General features: G+C 46.3%; 13 protein-coding genes. 6 read left to right on the top strand and 7 right to left on the bottom strand.

Translation table 11 applies throughout. The features are described 5' to 3' along the window. Positions 1-6 precede the first annotated feature (6 nt). Positions 7-1,110 (bottom strand): fatty acid desaturase family protein, encoded by a 1,104-nt coding sequence (locus DB398_RS10005; RefSeq protein ID WP_108424253.1) that lies wholly within the window; start codon positions 1,108-1,110, stop codon positions 7-9. Between the two features lie 115 nt (positions 1,111-1,225). Between DB398_RS10005 and rsmG the strand changes: the two genes are divergently transcribed. After that, positions 1,226-1,867, top strand: coding sequence for a 16S rRNA (guanine(527)-N(7))-methyltransferase RsmG (rsmG, locus tag DB398_RS10000; RefSeq protein WP_108424252.1), 642 nt, complete (start codon positions 1,226-1,228; stop codon positions 1,865-1,867). On the opposite strand, the gene DB398_RS18630 is transcribed toward rsmG, so the two are convergent. The 6 genes from DB398_RS18630 to DB398_RS09975 form a co-directional block, all read right to left on the bottom strand. Then, positions 1,864-1,986: a hypothetical protein gene (locus tag DB398_RS18630; RefSeq protein ID WP_262497742.1), complete on the bottom strand. Its 123-nt coding sequence runs from the start codon at positions 1,984-1,986 to the stop codon at positions 1,864-1,866. The two genes, rsmG and DB398_RS18630, sit on opposite strands and share 4 nt — an antisense overlap. A 124-nt stretch (positions 1,987-2,110) precedes the next feature. After that, entirely contained in the window at positions 2,111-2,875 is a 765-nt protein-coding gene (locus DB398_RS09995; RefSeq protein ID WP_108424251.1) for a creatininase family protein, read from the bottom strand. A 276-nt stretch (positions 2,876-3,151) separates the two neighbouring features. After that, positions 3,152-4,780, bottom strand: coding sequence for an L-glutamate gamma-semialdehyde dehydrogenase (pruA, locus tag DB398_RS09990; protein WP_108424250.1), 1,629 nt, complete (start codon positions 4,778-4,780; stop codon positions 3,152-3,154). A gap of 87 nt (positions 4,781-4,867) precedes the next feature. Further along, on the bottom strand, positions 4,868-5,254 hold the full coding sequence (apaG, locus tag DB398_RS09985) for a Co2+/Mg2+ efflux protein ApaG (protein WP_108424249.1): 387 nt from the start codon (positions 5,252-5,254) through the stop codon (positions 4,868-4,870). Positions 5,255-5,257: 3 nt separating this feature from the next. Beyond that, positions 5,258-6,508, bottom strand: coding sequence for a DUF3667 domain-containing protein (locus DB398_RS09980; RefSeq protein ID WP_108424248.1), 1,251 nt, complete (start codon positions 6,506-6,508; stop codon positions 5,258-5,260). Positions 6,509-6,544: 36 nt separating this feature from the next. Further along, the gene (locus tag DB398_RS09975; RefSeq protein ID WP_108424247.1) at positions 6,545-7,789 is read right to left on the bottom strand and encodes a type IX secretion system plug protein; all 1,245 of its coding nucleotides are present in this window, start codon (positions 7,787-7,789) and stop codon (positions 6,545-6,547) included. Between the two features lie 151 nt (positions 7,790-7,940). On the opposite strand from DB398_RS09975, the gene DB398_RS09970 reads away from it, so the two are divergent. Genes DB398_RS09970 through nqrE form a run of 5 tightly spaced genes read left to right on the top strand, consistent with a single transcriptional unit; the run spans position 7,941 to position 12,707 of the window. Next, the gene (locus tag DB398_RS09970; protein ID WP_108424246.1) at positions 7,941-9,293 is read left to right on the top strand and encodes a Na(+)-translocating NADH-quinone reductase subunit A; all 1,353 of its coding nucleotides are present in this window, start codon (positions 7,941-7,943) and stop codon (positions 9,291-9,293) included. Between the two features lies 1 nt (position 9,294). Continuing rightward, positions 9,295-10,551 carry an NADH:ubiquinone reductase (Na(+)-transporting) subunit B gene (locus DB398_RS09965; protein WP_108424245.1) on the top strand — a complete coding sequence of 419 codons (1,257 nt, stop codon included), beginning with the start codon at positions 9,295-9,297 and terminating at the stop codon, positions 10,549-10,551. Positions 10,552-10,556: 5 nt separating this feature from the next. Continuing rightward, complete coding sequence (locus tag DB398_RS09960; protein ID WP_108424244.1) at positions 10,557-11,306, top strand: Na(+)-translocating NADH-quinone reductase subunit C; 750 nt, start codon at positions 10,557-10,559, stop codon at positions 11,304-11,306. Position 11,307: 1 nt separating this feature from the next. Next, on the top strand, positions 11,308-11,955 hold the full coding sequence (locus DB398_RS09955) for an NADH:ubiquinone reductase (Na(+)-transporting) subunit D (RefSeq protein WP_108424243.1): 648 nt from the start codon (positions 11,308-11,310) through the stop codon (positions 11,953-11,955). Between the two features lie 11 nt (positions 11,956-11,966). Next, entirely contained in the window at positions 11,967-12,707 is a 741-nt protein-coding gene (nqrE, locus tag DB398_RS09950) for an NADH:ubiquinone reductase (Na(+)-transporting) subunit E (protein ID WP_108424242.1), read from the top strand.

Raw genomic sequence — 12,707 nt, 5'->3', positions numbered from 1 at the left:
CTTGTTTTACTGGTACTGAAGTGCTGGGTTTTTGCCCAGTTCCTTCAAATGTTTGAAGTGCGAAATTATAGCTTTTCTGGTAGTTTTATATTCGTTGTAGGGCAAATTAAACTCCTTGGCCGTCTGTTTCACAATTTTGGAAATTTTTGTGTAGTGGATATGGCTGATGTTCGGGAAAATGTGATGCTCCACTTGGTGGTTCAATCCTCCCGTGAACCAGTTCACTATCCTGTTCTTGGTGCCGAAGTTTACGGTGGTGAACAACTGATGGATGGCCCAAGTGTTCTTCATGTTGCCCTCCTCGTCAGGGAGAGGGGTGTCCGCATGGTCCACAATGTGTGCCAATTGGAATACGACGCTCAGGATCACACCGGCCACGTAGTGCATAATGAAGAACCCAAGAAGTACTTGCCACCAAGCGATTTCCACAAAAATAAGGGGAAGTACGATCCATATGGTCAAATAAATGATCTTGGTGATTACCAAAGTACTCCAGTTAACGACCGGATTGGGAAGTTTTCCATAACTGAGCTTGCGCTTCATGTAGCGGTACATCTGTTGAAAATCCGTAGTGATGGCCCAGTTGAAGGTAAGCAGCCCATATAGGAAGATGGAGTAATAGTGTTGGAACCTGTGGTGCTTTTGCCACTCGGCATGTTTGGAGAACCTTAGGATCCTACCCGCTTCCATGTCCTCATCGTGTTCGTGGATGTTGGTGTAGGTATGGTGAAGTACATTGTGCTGTACTTGCCAGTTGTAGACGTTACCTGCCAAGATATAGATGCTGCTTCCCATAATCTTGTTCACCCATTTCTTGTTGGAGTAGGAGCCGTGGTTGCCATCGTGCATCACGTTCATGCCCACACCGGCCATACCTACCCCCATGGTGATGGAAAGTAAAAGATAGCCCCAAAAAGGGAGGTTCAAGGTCAACATTAAAAAGTAGGGGGTCAAAAAAACGGCAAACATCACTATGGTCTTGAGGTGAAGTTTCCAGTTTCCGGTTTTTTTGAGGTCATTTTCATTGAAGTATTCGTTCACTCTTTTGTTCAGTGTCTTAAAAAACTGTGCAGAATCCTTTCTTGAAAACCGGACGGTATTCTTATCCATAAAAAAAATTTTTACAAAGGTAACCAATATTGACCTTTTAAGGTCAACAACTACCTGTTAGAACGGTGTTAAGGTCTTTAAAAGTATTAATTTTGCCAAAATTAACAGTAGGGATATGAATGCGGACCTGGTTTTCAAATATTTTACGACGCTCACCGATCAGCAAAAGGAGCATTTCAAGGAGTTGGAGGTTTTGTACAAGGATTGGAACACCAAGATCAATGTGGTTTCCCGAAAGGACATTGACGAGCTGTACCTTCGCCATGTGCTCCATTCTTTGGGTATTGCCCGTATCCAGACCTTCAATGAGGGCAGTCAGATATTGGATGTAGGGACCGGTGGGGGATTTCCTGGGATACCGTTGGCCATTTTGTTCCCCAATGTGGAGTTCACCTTGGTGGACGCTATTGGAAAAAAGGTGAAAGTAGTGCAGGAAGTAGTTGATGGGCTGAAACTCCAGAACGTTACTGCCGTCCATACCAGGGTAGAAGATTTGCCGGGCCAATATGATTTTATTGTGAGCAGGGCCGTGGCAGCAATGCCCACTTTTGTGCACTGGACCAAAGGCAAGATCAAAAAGGATTCATCGCACGAGCGGAAAAATGGCATACTTTACCTCAAAGGCGGGGACCTTACTGAAGAGCTAAAAGATTACACCACCATTCAGACCTTTGATCTGAAGGAGTATTTCGAAGAGGATTTTTTTGAGACCAAGAAGGTGGTCTATCTACCGCAAAAATTCAAGGGAAGTCATTAGATGCTGTACATCCGTTCGTAGACACGTTTGCACTTTCTTGAATAGTCCTTGGCATATTGCCACATACGGTCATATTTCTTGATCATCAAATTTCCCCATGCATTGATTCGTTCTTTCATGACTAAATGATTTAAACCGTTAAATTACTAAAGTTACATTCAAGTAACAATTACTTAACGTTAATTTTACATTTAAATTGTGGGTAGGTTGATGGTTTTTAGTGGAATAGCGCCCATTGAGCAATCATTCATATAGATTTTCCATGTCCGCTGTGGCAATATCAATGAACAGCTTGGCCATTTTTGTGCAAATGGCGTCAAAAAACATTTTTCCCTTCTCGGCGGTCGCTTTGGATGGGTCGCCGACGCCCGTATCGGCGCTTATTTTGGACCAAGGGCGTTCGGTCCAGGCCCAACCTTCGGAAAAAGCCTTGATTTTGTTTTTGAGTTCTTTTCCATCCCCCCAATCCTCTTTGGGAAGTACCAGTTCCGGAGCTAAATGAAGGATAAGGCTGGTTTCCATTTCATCGGCATGGTCACCGGTGTTTTCAAAAATGTCCTTTTTTTCCACCATTTTGAACCAATTGGTCACGCAGATGAACATTTTGGGGAAGAGAAGCCCCAATTCCCGTACCAGTGCCTCCCAATTGTTGCCGCCATGACTGTTGAGAATCATGAATTTATGGATGCCCTGTCTGTCCAAAACACTGACGATGTCCTTCAAGATGGCCAATTGGGTGCTTGGGTTGAGGTTCATGTCCAAATAAATATCGGATTGTCCCGTGTTCACCCCAAAAGGAATGGTGGGGAGCACCACGACCTTGCTGCCATGTTCCCAGGCCAGTCTTGCCGATTCCTCGGCGATTGCCGTGCCTTCAATGGTGTCCGTGGCATAGGGGAGGTGGTAGTTGTGCGCTTCCGTGGCGGCCCAAGGAAGGACGGCCAAATCAAAGGATTCGTCTTTCAAATGTTTCCAATTGGTCTCGGCCAACATATAGGGTCTCGGCATTTTGTAGGGTTTAAAGGATGAAAAAAAGCCACTATTCCAAAGGAATAATGGCCATGAATTTAATCAATAAAATGCAAAGTTTATTTTGATGGAAATTTGTCAATTCGAGTGATTTTTCTGGGCAGGGCAAAGAAAAATTGTACCTGCCTGCCGGCAGGCAGGTCGAGAATCAAAATTTCACTGAGTCGGACCTGGTTCTCGATACTTTTTCAAAAGTGAAAAAACTCGAACTGACGGTCCTTTGTCTTCAATCATCAAAATCTACTGCAAAATTAATTATCCCAAAAAAGGATAACGATAATTTTCCGGTGTCACAAAGGTCTCCTTGATCAACCTAGGGGAAACCCAACGAAGCAGGTTCTGCATGGAACCGGCCTTGTCATTGGTTCCTGATGCCCTTGCGCCACCAAATGGCTGTTGGCCCACAACGGCCCCAGTAGGCTTATCGTTGATGTAGAAGTTACCTGCAGCATTCTGCAATGCTTTTGTGGCCTCGTCAATTGCGTAGCGGTCTTTGGCTAACACGGCACCGGTCAACCCGTATTCGGATGTGCCGTCCACCAATTCCAATGTTTTGCTCCAATCCTTGTCCTCATACACATAAACGGTCACAACAGGTCCGAAAAGTTCGGTGTACATGGTCTCATACTTTGGATTGGTGGTCAAGATCACGGTAGGTTCCACAAAGTATCCCACAGATTTGTCGTACCCGCCGCCCACAACGATCTCGGCATCCTTATCGGCCTTGGCCTGATCGATGTACTTCGCCAGTTTGTCAAAAGAGCCCTCGTGGATCACCGCGGTGATGAAATTGCTCATATCGGCAGGAGAGCCGGGTTTGTTGAAAGAATTCACATCCGCTTTCACCAAATCCAAGATTTCGTTTGCTGTGGATTTGGGGAGATAGACCCTGGAGGCCGCACTACATTTTTGTCCCTGAAACTCAAAGGCACCCCTTGTAATGGCCGTGGCCACTTGTTGGGGCTTGGCGGTAGGGTGTGCTATGATGAAGTCCTTTCCTCCGGTCTCACCAACGATCCTAGGGTACGTTTTATAGGTGTGGATGTTGTTCCCGATCTGTTTCCAAAGTTCTTTGAAGACATGGGTGGATCCCGTAAAATGGATTCCTGCAAAATCTGGACTGGCCAACAAGGTGTCGGAAATCATCACCGGATCGCCATAGATCACATTGATGACCCCATCGGGCAATCCCGCTTCCTTGAAAACGTCAACAATGACCTTGGCGGAAAACACTTGGCTGTCGCTGGGTTTCCAGACCACTACGTTGCCCATCATCGCGGCACTGGCCGGAAGGTTTCCGGCAATGGCGGTAAAGTTGAACGGGGTAATGGCGTACACAAAGCCTTCCAGTGGCCTATATTCCACACGGTTCCATATCCCTTCGGACGATTCGGGCTGCTCGGAATAGATCTGCGCCATGTATTCCACGTTGAACCTCAAGAAGTCCACAATTTCGCAAGCGGAATCAATTTCTGCTTGATAGATGTTCTTTGATTGGGCCAGCATGGTCGCGGCGTTCATCTTGGCGCGATAAGGGCCTGCGATGAGTTCGGCTGCCTTCAGGAAAATGGCGGCACGCTGTTCCCAGGTAAGGTCTGCCCAGGCCTTTCTGGACTCCATACAATTGGCGATGGCCTGTTCCACATGTTTTTTCTCAGCCAGGTGATAGTGGCCCACAACATGTTTGTGCTCGTGCGGAGGGGACATGGGTCTGGTGTTTCCGGTCTTGATCTCTTCACTGCCAATATAAAGAGGAACCTCAACCTTTCCATTGTAATAGGTCTCGTACTGTTTTAATACTTCTTCGCGCTCCGGACTACCCGGGGCGTAACTTTTTACCGGCTCGTTGACTGCGGTTGGAACTTGAAAAAATCCTTTTCCCATGTTTGCTTTTAATTTTTGTTAGAATATTTATTACACAGTGGCAACAAAGTTACTAAAAGCAAAATCGATTTGGAAAGGAAGTGCGGCCTAGTTTATGGCGAAGGGGGCAGCGAACTTGAACGTGGGAATCTCCACCTCAAACTCTTGGGAATTGGTGAAATTCACCATATGATAGTGGCCCTTCATGGCCCCAATGGGCGATGCCAGCAAGCACCCTGAACTATAGGTGTGGGATTTTCCGGGTTTGATGACCGGCTTTCTGCCGATCACACCTTCACCATCCACCGTTTCGAGATCCTTCAGGGCATCAAAAATGTCCCAGTGCCTTGCGGTGAGCTGCACCGTGTCCTTACTTAGGTTTTCTATGGTAATGGTGTATCCGAAGGCATAGTGCATCCTGTAATTTTTGAAGAAAGTGCCCTCAAAACTGGTCTGCACAGATACCTTTATCCCTTTGGTGACTTGAGTGAACATAAGTTAGTTATAGATAAAAACGCTTCCCGTGAACAACAACAGCGCCATGAAGAATGCCAATATCATGAATGTAGTGTTCAGAAAGAGATATTTCACAATGGTTTTAAACCTTCCCTGCCCATAAAACCGACGCATTGCCTTGTAGAGGTAAATACTGAAAACCAATACAAAGAACCATGCACTCGATATGTTAAAAGCCATGTCGATCAGCAGGCTAAGGATGAGCAAGATAAACAACAAAGACTGATTGTGGAAGCTAAAAATAAGATGATCGGTGTAGGTGTATTTTTTTCTGATGTACACCAGCCAAATGAAGACGGTGAACAGCGGCATGAAGAAGAAAATGACAAACGGCAGCTTGGAAATGGTGTTCTTCAAGAAGATGCTGGGCCGTTGTAAGATGGTCAAAAAATTATTCGAGGCATTGAAGGCCATTTTGTTGGACATCGTACTTTCAATGGTGTACTTCTCCTTGGCTTGGTCAAAGGAGAACAGGGTGTCCTTTTTGATCATGTGCACAAAAAATTCCACCTTGTCCGAAAAGGCATTCACGCCCTTTGGATTGCTGATGCTGTCAAAATATTGGGTAGGGTTAGCCTCCATCAACGAATCCTTGTTCACCTTTGGTTTTTGGTTCTTCAAGTGGGAGAGGGAGTCCAACATGCTGAAAGAGCGTGCCAATTCAGGGTCGGAGTTCCGTATCGAATCGTACTTTTTCAGGCCAAAAGAAATATTGGAGTTGGACTGCTCAATGGAGTCGAGGGATTTCAAAACGGTCTCGGCCTGCTGTTTCAATTTCACACTGTCCACCGTCACGTCCCCTGACTTTATGTTGTAGGAAACAGGTGAGTTTCCGTTGATGTTCCCATCGAAAGATCGGGCGGCCTTATCGAGGTCTGAAAATTCATTGTTGAAAGTGAACATCAAAAAGTAGATGAAGGCCAAGCTCAGCAAAAACCGAAAAGGGTTGGTGTAGGTGATCCTTTTTCCTTCGATATAGTCCCTGGTGATGTCACCGGGCCTCAATAGCAGTATGGAAAGGGTTTTGAACAGCTTGGAATCGTAATTGAACAAGCTGGACATGAACTCGTCAAAAAAATCCCTCAAGGTCAGTTTTTTGGTGCTGTTGGCCTGTGAGCAGCTGGGGCAGTACCTATCGCTCATGTCCAATGGGTGGCCACAGTTGAGGCATTCAACGCCCCGGAACCTGAGTTCATAACGGCCTTTGCTGATCAAGCTGCCTTTTTTTCCCATGGGTGGTTTTTGGTTGGGTTATGGGTCTAAAGATAATTAATTGCTGATAGTTGCAGAATTGACGGAGCCTATACCTATTATACTGTCATACATATCGCCAAAATCCCTGTAATAGACCAAGATCAGGTAATTGTTCTCCGTAAAGTGGAAGTTTCCGTCCACAAAGTTGGGTTCCACGGTACCGTCCTGGCGTTCCACCTCGTACCTGAAATTGTAAAACCCCTGTTTCATCATCAGTGTAAGCTCAAACTTCCCACTTTCCTCGTTGTAGGTCATTTTGTTTTCCTCTTCGAGGGCATAGTTGTTGAACTTTCCGGTCACATACACATTGTCCAGTCCAATTTGGTTGGAGTAGGGCAGGCTGAAATGCACCTTGGAATATTCGGCCTCCCTGGAAACATCCTCGCCCTGCAAGGTGCGCACCACAAAATCGCCGTTGATGTCGGGGAAATAGGTGTAAGGTCTGTCGTGGCGGTATTCGTTCGTGAACAGGTAGTGGTTGTAGACCTGTCCCATTTCTATCCTTGATATGGCAAAAGTGGGGGAGCGAAGGTCTTTTGTGTCAAAGTTCAGGAACTCGTTCCCGCCAAAAAAAGCGGTTTCCTTGTCATATTTATAGACCAGCTCCGTACCAATGGTAAATTGGGGCTTTATGTTGAAGAGGGCCGTGGGCCAAAAATGGTTTTGGAGAATGGCCACCTTTACTTCGTTTTTGGGGTTCACCACAGGAAAGCTTCCCGTGTTGATGGTGAACTGTACCACTTGTTTTTCGTTCAAATAGTTAAAGTCCCTGGAGCGTTTGACCACGCCTGCCACGGTAACGGCATCGCGGTACACCACGAACCTTCGTGAAAACTGGAGTTCCCCATAGCTATTGTGGATCTCCAGCACATAATTGCCGGTTACCTTCAGGTCCACATTCTCATTGGGAATGGTCAATCGGTAGTTGGAGTAGGGCTGCAGGGTCGTGTAGCTGTTCTCGTAGTCGATGATGCGCTGGTTGTCGGCCCCCGACAGGTATTGCGATTTCAATAATTGGGAAGGGGTCCAATCGTAATCGCAGTGTATGATGGTGTAGTAATAGTCCTGTTCGCTGGCGGTCAGGTCATCAAACTCCAAGGTCATGGATTCCCCTAATTGTATAATGGGAAACTGATCCTCCGTGGGACCCTTGAAAATGATGGTCTTGATGTTCTCTGGAGGATTTACCTCTTCCTGCACTTGGGCAAAAATGCCGTCTACCAAAAAAAGCAGGAAAAACAGTCTGGACAAAATGCGCATTTAGGGCTCGTATTTGTGGCAAAGTTAAACAAAAAGTGGGTCTAAGGAATTTAGGTCGATATAATCCCATTTTTATGGACAATTATTATGAAAACAATCCTTTAAGTGCTAAATTTGCGACCGATTTTGATAACAAAAGGTCTACAACAATATGTCTAAAGACATCCGGATTAGAAAGGGGTTGGATATCAACCTCATCGGGGCAGCAGAGCAGACTACTTCCAAAGCCGTTACCAGTAACGTTTATGCCCTAAACCTAGATGATTTCCACGGAATCACGCCAAAAATGTTGTTGAAACAAGGGGAAGAAGTGAAAGCGGGCGAGCCCCTCTTTTACAACAAGAACAAAGAGGAAATGCACTTTGTGTCCCCTGTGAGCGGTGAATTGGTGGAGATTGTACGTGGTGCAAGAAGAAAGATTTTAACCCTCAAGATCCTTGCGGACAAAACGCAGGATTATGTGATCAACAAAGTGCCCGATCTGGACACTGCCGAGGCTCCTGCAATCAAGAATTTTTTGTTGCAATGTGGTGGTTGGCCGTTCATCAAGCAGCGTCCCTATGACGTCATTGCTGATCCGGACGTGACCCCCAAGGCCATCTTTATCTCTGCCCACGCTACGGCCCCTTTGGCTGCAGATGTGGATTATGTGCTGAAGGATAAGGAGCAGGAACTACAGGTGGCGATCACTGCCTTGGGCAAGTTGACACCGGGTAAGATACATGTATCCATAGGAAGGTCCAGCAGATCTCCTTTTGTGGATATCAAAGGAATAGAACTTCACAAGGTTTCGGGTCCCCATCCTGCTGGATTGGTGGGTACGCAGATCAACCAGATCGACCCCGTGAACAAAGGAGAGGTGGTATGGACCATATCTCCCCAAGACCTTTTGATCTTGGGTGAACTGCTCTTGACCGGGAAGTTCAATGCCGAAAGGACCATCGCCCTTGCAGGATCTATCATCAAATCCCCTAAATACTACACGACCAAGATAGGTGCTGAGATTTCCACCTTTTTGTATGCAAGTGGTGTGAAAGAAGATCGCTTCAGGTTGATCAATGGAGATGTGCTGACCGGGACCAAGACCCACACAGAAGGTCATTTGGGCTTTTATAACAATACCGTGACGGCGATTCCTGAGGGTGATGATTACGACCTATTTGGTTGGAACAAGCCAATTTTCAATAAAGTTTCTACCACTAGGGCCTTGACTTTTTCTTGGTTGATGCCCAAAAAGAAATACGACCTGAACACCAATACCAATGGTGAGCACAGGGCTTTTGTGGTAACAGGCCAGTATGAAGAGGTGTTCCCTATGGATATCTACCCGCTTCAACTGCTAAAGGCCTGTATGGTGAAGGATCTGGACGAGATGGAACAATTGGGCCTCTATGAAGTGGCTCCCGAAGATTTCTCGTTGACCGAATTTATCTGCATATCAAAACAACCGCACCAACAAATAATCAGGGAAGGCTTGGATTTGTTGCAAAAAGAACTTGGATAATATGGGCATGAAAGAAAAATTACATCAGCTTAAGTTAAAGTATCAGGGCAAAAAGATGGCTCCTGCCTTCAACGCCTTGCATACCTTTCTTTATACGCCGAACGACACCACGCACAGTGGTGGACACGTAAGGGCGGCCGACGATTTGAAACGTACCATGAATACCGTGATCATGGCCTTGGTGCCCTGTTTGTTGTTCGGTATGTTCAATGCAGGATACCAGCATTACTCGGCCATCAACGGATTTCCGGAAAATTTTGACCTTTTTGAGCATTTCTTGACCTGGGACAACTTCTGGTTGGGATTGGTCACCGTACTTCCTTTGGTGATCGTATCCTATGGTGTGGGTCTTGCCATTGAGTTCTTGTTCGCGGTGATCAAGGGCCACGAAGTGGAAGAGGGATATTTGGTGACCGGAATGTTGGTGCCATTGATCGTACCTGTGGATACCCCACTTTGGATGCTGGCCATTGCCGTTGCATTCGGTGTGGTCATCGGAAAAGAAGTGTTCGGGGGTACAGGGATGAACATCCTCAACCCGGCATTGACCATTCGTGCCTTTTTGTTCTTTGCCTATCCAACATGGATGAGTGGGGACAAGGTTTGGGTGCACGGAGCTGTGGATAGGGCCGGTACGGCTGATGCCATTTCCGGGGAGACCGTATTGGGCTTCTTGGCGCAAGGAAACGCTTCGGAGATCAGCTATACCCTATCGGATATGTTCTATGGATTCATTCCTGGGTCTGTTGGGGAAACCTCCAAACTGTTGATCCTTTTGGGTGCCTTGTTCCTGATCTTTTCAAAAATAGCATCATGGCGTATCATGGTAAGTGCCGTAATAGGGGCCTTGACCATGGGATTGATTTTCAATGGTGTTGTGGAAGCAGGTTGGTTGCCCGAATACAGTAAGTTCTACGAATTGATGAGCTTTGACTTCTGGAAACATCTATTGGTGGGCGGATTGGCCTTCGGTATCGTGTTCATGGCCACGGATCCCGTGACCGGCTCACAGACCAATAGGGGCAAATGGTTCTATGGATTCTTTATCGGGCTATTGTCCGTAATGATCAGGGTGTTCAACCCAGGATATCCAGAAGGTGTTTTCTTGGCCATCTTGCTGATGAACGTGTTCGCGCCGACCATTGACCACTATGTGGTAAGGGGTAACATCAAAAAGAGATTGAAAAGGTTGAAGACAGCCACCATATATCCAAAAAATTCGGATGAGGTTGATTCATTAAAAACGGAAACAGCTTAAGTATTATGGCCATCAACACAGAAAAAAATAGCTATACCGTGATTTTCGCGGTGATCATGGTAATCATTGTGGGTTCTGTCCTGGCTTTTTTCGCATCGGGTCTTAAACCGAACATCGACAAGAATGTGCGTTTTGAAAAGCAGCAGAACATCCTGTATGCCATGGGTGTCAATAACAATGAAGGAGAAGGCAGCGTGGATTTTATCCCCACCACCGAAGTGGAGGCGGAGTTTGCCAAGTATATCAAAAAACAATTGGTCGTAGTAGGTTCCGAAGCAAAGGAAAAGGAGAATGCCTACTTGATCGATGTTCGTAAAGAACTTGCCAAGGTAAAAAGCGGCCAAAGTGCCGAATTGCCCTTGCTTGTTGGGGAAAAAGATGGTAAGGAATACTACATCATCCCCATGTACGGTAAAGGACTTTGGGATGCCATCTGGGGTTATATATCCTTGGACTCGAGCATGAAGGTGCAAGGAGTGTACTTTGACCACAAGGGTGAGACGCCAGGGTTGGGTGCCAATATCAAGCAGCGCTTCTTTATGGACGATTTTGAAGGGGAAACCATTTTGGATGGAAACAGCTATGTAGGTGTGACCGTTGCAAAAGGAAACAACGACCCTTTGAACAACGACAAAGAGGACAACCAAGTGGATGCTTTGGCCGGGGCCACCATTACAGGAAATGGGGTCACCGCCATGATCAAAGAAAGCCTGAAGCTTTACAAACCTTATTTAGAAACTATTAGAACCAAGTAATATGGCGCTACTATCAAAAAAAGATACGAACCTGATATTGGATCCCTTGGCGGACAATAACCCCATTACCATTCAGGTATTGGGTATCTGCTCCGCTTTGGCAATTACCGCCGAGCTAAAGGCGTCCGTGGTAATGGCAGTATCCGTAATGTTTGTCCTTGCCATGGGAAATGTGGCGATTTCGCTTTTGCGGAACGTTATCCCGTCAAAGATCAGGATCATTGTGCAATTGGTGGTCGTGGCCACCTTGGTGATCATTGTGGACCAAGTGCTCAAAGCCTTTGCCTACGAACTCAGCAAGACCCTATCGGTCTTTGTGGGATTGATCATCACCAACTGTATCATTATGGGGCGTTTCGAGGCCTTTGCCTTGGGTAACGGACCTTGGAAATCCTTCTTGGATGGTATAGGAAACGCGGCAGGATACGGGATTATATTGGTCATTGTCGGTTTTTTCAGGGAACTTTTGGGTTCCGGGACCCTATTCGGGTTCAAGGTACTCGGAGACCCTGTGACCAAAACGGGCCTTTACTCCATCGGTTACGAGAACAATGGTTTCATGATCATCCCTCCGGCGGCATTGATTGTGGTGGGAATCATCATCTGGGTACAACGTTCCAGAAACAGGTCATTAATAGAAGAAGCATAAACTGAGGAAGCATGATAGAGCATTTAGAACTTTTTTTTAAGTCGATCTTCATAGACAATATGGTGTTCGCGGTCTTTTTGGGAATGTGTTCCTATTTGGCCGTATCCAAAAAAGTGTCCACTGCCGTAGGTTTGGGTGCAGCCGTAATATTCGTTTTGGGTGTTACCGTGCCGCTCAACTGGTTGTTGGACCAATATTTACTGAAGGATGGGGCCTTGGTTTGGTTGGGTCCTGAGTATGCAGATTACAATCTCAGCTTCCTTTCGTTCATCCTGTTCATCGCTACCATTGCCACTATGGTGCAATTGGTGGAGATCGTGGTCGAAAAATTTTCACCTTCCCTATACAACTCATTGGGTATTTTCTTGCCTCTGATCGCTGTGAACTGTGCCATTTTGGGAGGTTCCCTGTTCATGCAGGCCCGTGAGATCCCTAACTTGGGATTGGCGCTGAATTATGGCGTAAGTTCAGGGATAGGATGGTTCTTGGCCATTTTGGCGATTGCCGCTATCCGTGAAAAGATCAGGTATTCCAATGTGCCGGCACCATTGCGCGGTCTAGGGATCACTTTTATCATCACAGGTTTGATGGGTATCGGTTTCCAGAGTTTTGGTGGGATGCTCACCGGTGACAATGAGCCACCTGAGGAGCCGACCGCTACCACTACCGTGGCCAAAGAGGAAAAAGAGATTAAAAAGGAACTGGAGGACAAGGAAAAAACAGTCTCCTATAACGAAGTTATAAACAAGTAA

Source organism: Flagellimonas amoyensis (assembly GCF_003058265.1).
Classification (GTDB): Bacteria; Bacteroidota; Bacteroidia; order Flavobacteriales; family Flavobacteriaceae; genus Flagellimonas; species Flagellimonas amoyensis.
The sequence above is the reverse complement of the archived record's forward strand: the minus strand, read 5'-3'. Positions and strand labels throughout refer to the sequence as shown.